The sequence below is a fragment of the Xylophilus sp. genome (assembly GCA_009914555.1).
Classification (GTDB): domain Bacteria; phylum Pseudomonadota; class Gammaproteobacteria; order Burkholderiales; family Burkholderiaceae_C; genus WNDY01.
In genome coordinates this window covers 41,545-47,544 of the sequence record WNDY01000035.1, presented here as the reverse complement: position 1 = coordinate 47,544, position 6,000 = coordinate 41,545, and the positions used below count along the sequence as shown (strand labels likewise).

At 65.5% G+C, this 6,000-nt stretch carries 3 protein-coding genes and 2 rRNA genes; all 5 read left to right on the top strand.

Annotation, left to right across the window (positions count from 1 at the left end; all coding sequences use genetic code 11):
* A 23S ribosomal RNA gene (locus tag GAK38_RS15470) occupies nucleotides 1-403 on the top strand; the annotation flags it as partial.
* Between the two features lie 149 nt (nucleotides 404-552).
* Nucleotides 553-665 (top strand): 5S ribosomal RNA (gene rrf / locus GAK38_RS15465).
* Between the two features lie 170 nt (nucleotides 666-835).
* Nucleotides 836-3,469: a DNA mismatch repair protein MutS gene (gene mutS, locus GAK38_RS15460; RefSeq protein WP_325345630.1), complete on the top strand. Its 2,634-nt coding sequence runs from the start codon at nucleotides 836-838 to the stop codon at nucleotides 3,467-3,469.
* Nucleotides 3,466-4,293: a proteasome-type protease gene (locus GAK38_RS15455; RefSeq protein WP_325345618.1), complete on the top strand. Its 828-nt coding sequence runs from the start codon at nucleotides 3,466-3,468 to the stop codon at nucleotides 4,291-4,293. The genes mutS and GAK38_RS15455 overlap by 4 nt, the downstream gene beginning before the upstream one ends.
* 81 nt (nucleotides 4,294-4,374) lie before the next feature.
* The gene (gene rlmD, locus GAK38_RS15450; protein WP_325345617.1) at nucleotides 4,375-5,814 is read left to right on the top strand and encodes a 23S rRNA (uracil(1939)-C(5))-methyltransferase RlmD; all 1,440 of its coding nucleotides are present in this window, start codon (nucleotides 4,375-4,377) and stop codon (nucleotides 5,812-5,814) included.
* Nucleotides 5,815-6,000: the final 186 nt, after the last annotated feature.

Below are 6,000 nucleotides of genomic sequence, written 5' to 3'. Positions count from 1 at the left end.
CGATGTCGGCTCATCTCATCCTGGGGCTGTAGCCGGTCCCAAGGGTATGGCTGTTCGCCATTTAAAGAGGTACGTGAGCTGGGTTTAAAACGTCGTGAGACAGTTTGGTCCCTATCTTCCGTGGGCGTTGCAGATTTGAGGAAGCCTGCTCCTAGTACGAGAGGACCGGAGTGGACGCACCTCTGGTGTACCGGTTGTCACGCCAGTGGCATCGCCGGGTAGCTAAGTGCGGAAGAGATAACCGCTGAAAGCATCTAAGCGGGAAACTCGTTCCAAGATGAGATCTGCCGGGGCCCCGAGCCCCCTGAAGAGTCGTTCAAGACCAGGACGTTGATAGGCTGGGTGTGCAAGCGCAGCAATGCGTTGAGCTGACCAGTACTAATTGCTCGTGCGGCTTGACCCTATAACTTTGATCACAGCATCAGTCCACAACGATTGATCGATCAAGGTGTTATGCCAACACAGGCGACACAATCAAAAATACTCACCACGCTGACCAGACTCTATGAATTCGCCTCGCTGTCCCCAACGACAGCGAAGCAACCCTTTACGCCTGACGACCATAGCGAGTCGGTCCCACTCCTTCCCATCCCGAACAGGACAGTGAAACGTCTCCGCGCCAATGATAGTGCGGCCTCCCGTGTGAAAGTAGGTCATCGTCAGGCTCCTTCAGCCCAGCTAACCCCCTCATGTCCATGCATGAGGGGGTTTTCTGCTTCGCAGGGCAACAGATGCTTTCCTCGCTTTTGGAAGAGCAAGTACAGTGAAAGGCTGGGCCTTGTCGATACGGTTCTGTATCGCAGTGGCAAGACCATTTGATCCGTGGTTCGCGCAGATGCCGAAAAATCAAGCAACTTCCAAACTCGCCGAGTCGGGCCACACGCCGATGATGGTCCAATATCTGACGCTCAAGGCGGACTATCCTGGCACCCTGCTGTTCTATCGGATGGGCGACTTCTATGAATTGTTCTACGAAGATGCGGAGAAGGCGGCACGGCTCCTCAATATTACGCTGACCCAGCGGGGGCAATCGGCAGGCCAGCCTGTGGTGATGGCAGGCGTGCCGTTCCATTCCGTGGAAAGCTATCTGGCCCGTTTGATCAAGCTGGGTGAATCGGTTGCCATCTGCGAGCAGGTCGGCGATGCGTCCGCGGGCAAGGGGCCGGTGGAGCGCAAGGTGGTGCGTGTCGTCACGCCGGGCACGCTGACCGACACGGCTTTGTTGGGGGACAAGACCGAGTCGATCCTCCTGGCTGTGCATCAGGCTCCGCGCGACCGTGTGGGGTTGGCTTGGCTCGCGGTGACGCAAGGCACCTTGCATCTGGCCGAGTGCGACGGCGATGCGCTGGCTGGCTGGCTGGCGCGTGTTGTGCCGAGCGAAGTGCTCTACAGCGCCGGCGTCACCGAGCGCTTCGAGCAGCGGCTGCAGCTACTGCGCTCCGAAGGCGTGGTCGGCAGCACGCTGACGCCGCGGCCGGACTGGCAGTTCGACGCAGCCCTCGGCAAGCGCAAGGTGCTGGAGCAGCTGCGCGCCGCCAGCCTGGATGCCTGGGGGGCGGACACCTTGGAACTGGCACAGGCGGCGGCCGCAGCGCTGTTGGCCTATGCGGAGCACACCCAGGGTTGCGCGCTGTCGCATTTGCAGAGCGTGCGCGCGGAGCGGCCCGGCGAACTGATTGATCTGCCTCCGACGACGCGCCGCAACCTGGAGTTGGTGAGAACATTGCGTGGCGAGGATGCACCCACGTTGTTCTCGCTGCTGGACAGTTGCATGACCGGCATGGGCAGCCGGCGCCTCCGGTCTTGGCTGCTGGAGCCGCGGCGCGACCGTGCCGAAGCCTCGTCGCGGCTGGATGCGATCGAGGCTTTGCGCGGCACGCATGGGCACGGCGCATGGCAGCGGCTGCGCGAGCAACTCCAGGGGATGAGCGACGTGGAGCGCATCACCGCCCGCATCGCGCTGCGCCAAGTCCGACCGCGCGAACTGGTTGCACTGCGATTGACGCTGGCGCGGGCATGCGAACTGGCGCCGCTGCTGCCGGGGACGGCAGGCGCGCTGGCCGACATCGCTGCCGGTCTGGTGGCGCCTCCCGAATGCTCCGACCTCCTGTTGCGCTCAATGCTTCCCGAGCCTGCTGCACAGGTGCGGGACGGCGGCGTGATCGCCTCGGGCTTCGATGCCGAACTGGCCGAACTGCGGGCCATCCAGGAGAACTGCGACGGATTCCTGCTCGATCTGGAGACGCGCGAACGCGCCCGCTCGGGCATTTCGAACCTGCGGGTGCAGTTCAACAGGGTGCATGGTTTTTACATCGAGGTGACCACCAGCAACCTGGACCGGGTGCCGGATGACTACCGCCGCCGCCAGACGCTCAAGAACGCCGAGCGCTTCATTACGCCGGAGCTGAAGGCTTTCGAGGACAAGGCGCTGTCGGCCCAGGAGCGTGCGTTGGCCCGTGAGAAATGGCTCTACGACCAGGTGCTCGACCAGTTGCAGCCGGCAGTGCAGGTTCTGGGCCGCCTTGCGCAGTCGCTGGCCGCGCTCGATGCCCTGTGTGCATTGGCCGAGCGCTCGCTCACGCTGAACTGGTGCCGTCCCGTGTTTGCGCAGGAGCCGTGCATCGATATCGAACGCGGCCGCCATCCAGTGGTCGAAGCGCGCCTGGCCGAGACCGGCGGCGGCAGCTTCATTGCCAATGGTACGCGGCTGTCGGGCCGCCAGCGCATGCAGATCATCACCGGCCCCAACATGGGCGGCAAGTCCACCTACATGCGGCAGGTGGCCATCATCGTGCTGCTGGCGTCGATCGGCAGCTACGTGCCCGCTTCAGCCTGCCGGCGCGGGCCGATCGACGCTATCCATACGCGCATCGGCGCGGCCGACGATCTGGCCAATGCCCAGTCCACCTTCATGCTGGAAATGACCGAGGCGGCACAGATCCTGCATACCAGCACGCCGCAGTCGCTCGTGCTGATGGACGAGATTGGCCGTGGCACGTCGACGTTCGATGGCCTCGCACTGGCGTCCGGCATCGCGGCTTATCTGCACGATCGCGCCCAGGCATTCACCTTGTTCGCCACGCACTACTTCGAGCTCACTGACTTTCCGGCCAAGCACCACGGCGCGGTCAACATGCACGTGAGCGCAGCCGAGTCCGGCTCCGACATCGTTTTCCTGCACGAGATTCAGCCGGGGCCCGCCAACCGCAGCTATGGCATCCAGGTCGCCCGACTCGCCGGCATGCCGCAGGCCGTGGTGGCCCATGCGCGCCATACGCTGACGGCGCTGGAGGACCAAGCGGGCGAATCCCGCCTGCAGGTGGACCTGTTCGCGCCGCCGCCTGCCTCCGAAGCGCCCACGACCAGCGCTCTGGAATCGCGGTTTTCCGAGATCGATCCGGACACGCTCACGCCGCGCGAGGCGCTCGATCTTCTTTACTCCCTCAAGAAACTGGCGGACAGGACATGACCTACTGCGTCGACATCAAACTCAACGCCGGGCTGGTGTTTCTCTCGGATTCGCGTACCAACGCAGGTCTCGACCAGATCAGCGTCTTCCGCAAGATGATCGTCTACGAGAAGCCGGGCGAACGTTTCATGGTGCTGCTGTCCGCCGGCAACCTGTCGATTTCGCAGTCCGTGCGCGAGATCCTCCAGACCGAGCACATCGAGGACCCGGACACGGGCCGGCCGATCACGATCTGGAACGCCGCCAGCATGTTCGATGCGACACGCGTCCTCGGTGCGGCCGTGCGCCGTGTGTACGAGCGCGACGGGCAGGAGCTCAAGGCGGCCGGCGTGGAGTTCAACGTGTCGCTGATCTTCGGCGGCCAGATCCGCGGCGAAGGCATGCGTCTGTTCCAGGTCTATTCGGCCGGCAACTTCATCGAGGCGACCTCGGAAACGCCGTACTGCCAGATCGGTGAATCCAAGTACGGCAAACCGGTGCTCGACCGGGTGCTGACGCTGGCGACGCCCCTGTCCGAAGCCGCCAAGTGTGCCTTGGTGTCGATGGATTCCACGCTCAAGTCCAACCTCTCCGTCGGCCTGCCGCTGGATTTGGTGGTGTATGAAGCCGATGCACTGCGCAGCGACCGTATCGCCTGCATCGAGCACAACAATCCGTACTTCCGTATGCTGCACGAAAGCTGGGGCCAGCGGCTGCGCGAGGTATTCGACAGCATCGAGGATCCGATGTGGAACGGTGGCGAGACGGCCGTGCCGCTGCTGGTGCAGGGCGGTCGCAGCCAGCCGCTGCGCAAGATCACCCATCCCTCCGAGAAGCTGATCTGAACGGAGTCCGCGGCCGCGCGGGCCGCATTCCGCACCAGCCTCGTCTGGGACCGTATTGCCTGGCCTGAGACAATCGGGCCCATGAGCGATATGACGACAACGATGGAACAGCAGAGCGGGGTGCCCCCCGACTGGCTGGAGGTGGAATCGCTGGACCTGGAGGCGCAGGGCGTGGCGCGCCGGCTCGACGGCAAGGTGGTGTTCATCGACGGTGCGCTGCCGTCCGAACTGGTGAGCGCCACGGTGCACCGCCGCAAGAACAATTGGGAGCAGGCCACGCTCACGGCCATCCACCGCGAATCGGCCCAGCGCGTCAAGCCCGGCTGCCCCCACTTTGGCCTGCACACAGGCGCCTGCGGCGGCTGCAAGATGCAGCACATGCACGTCGGCGCCCAGGTGGCGGTGAAGCAGCGAGTGCTCGAAGACAACCTCTGGCACCTGGGCAAAGTGCGTGCCGAGACGTTGCTGCGGCCGATCGAAGGCCCGGCCTGGGGCTACCGCTACCGCGCCCGGCTGGCCGTTCGCCATGTGGTCAAGAAGAGCACGGTGCTGGTGGGCTTTCACGAGCGCAAGAGCCGCTACATCGCCGACATGGGCGTCTGCCCGGTGCTGCCGCCGCATGTGAGCGCCATGCTGGTGCCGTTGCGCGAGCTGGTCGCGTCGCTCGATGCGCGCGATACCTGTCCGCAGATCGAACTGGCCTGCGGCGATGCGGTGACGGCGCTGGTGCTGCGGCACCTGGGGCCGCTGTCGGCCGCCGACCAGAACCGCCTGCGCGCCTTCGCGGCCCGGCATGCGGACGTTCAGTGGTGGCTGCAGCCCAAGGGCCCGGACACGGTGCACCTGCTCGAGGCCGGCGGCGCGCAGCTGGCCTATGCGCTGCCGGAGTTCGGCATCGAGATGCCGTTCAAGCCGACCGACTTCACCCAGGTGAACCCCCACATCAACCGCGTGCTCGTCGGCCGTGCCTTGCGGCTGCTGGACGCGCGGCGTGACGAGCGTGTGATCGACTGGTTCTGCGGCCTGGGCAACTTCACGCTGCCGATCGCCACCCAGGCCCGCGAGGTGCTGGGGATCGAAGGCAGCGAGGCGCTGGTGGCCCGCTCGCGCACCAACTACGACCGCAACCAGACGCCCGACCGCGTGAGCGGGCCGCTGGCGCCCACGCAGTTCGTGGCCCGCAACCTGTTCGACATGACGCCCGAATTGCTGGTGGCCGACGGCGCCGCCGACAAGTGGCTGGTCGATCCGCCGCGCGAAGGCGCCTTCGCGCTGTCGAAGGCGCTGGCCGACCTGCACCAGGCCCGCATCGGCGCCGAGGAGGCCCCGCCGCTGCCCGCCGCCGGCTGGACGCCGCCGCGTCGTATCGTCTACGTGAGCTGCAACCCGGCCACACTGGCGCGCGACGCCGGCCTGCTGGTGCACCAGGCCGGCTACCGCTGCGCGGCCGCGGGTGTGGTCAACATGTTCCCGCATACGGCCCACGTGGAAAGCATCGCGGTGTTCGAGCGAGCCGGCTGATCCGTCCGGCATGCAGGAAGGGGGCTCCGGTCGCCCTTTTCTGCCGCCGGGCCGCCCCCAGGCAAAAGCGTCCCCGGAGGGGACCACCGGGCAAGCGCGAAGCGCTTGACGAGGGCCTTGTTGGCGGGCGTTGCTCTGCCGCACCGTCCGGCGCGTTCGTGCTGGATGCGGTCGCTCACCTGGTGC

Coding starts and splice junctions, on each gene's coding strand:
- mutS (WP_325345630.1), top strand. CDS start 836: ATGCCGAAAAATCAAGCAACTTCCAAACTCGCCGAGTCGGGCCACACG.
- GAK38_RS15455 (WP_325345618.1), top strand. CDS start 3,466: ATGACCTACTGCGTCGACATCAAACTCAACGCCGGGCTGGTGTTTCTC.
- rlmD (WP_325345617.1), top strand. CDS start 4,375: ATGAGCGATATGACGACAACGATGGAACAGCAGAGCGGGGTGCCCCCC.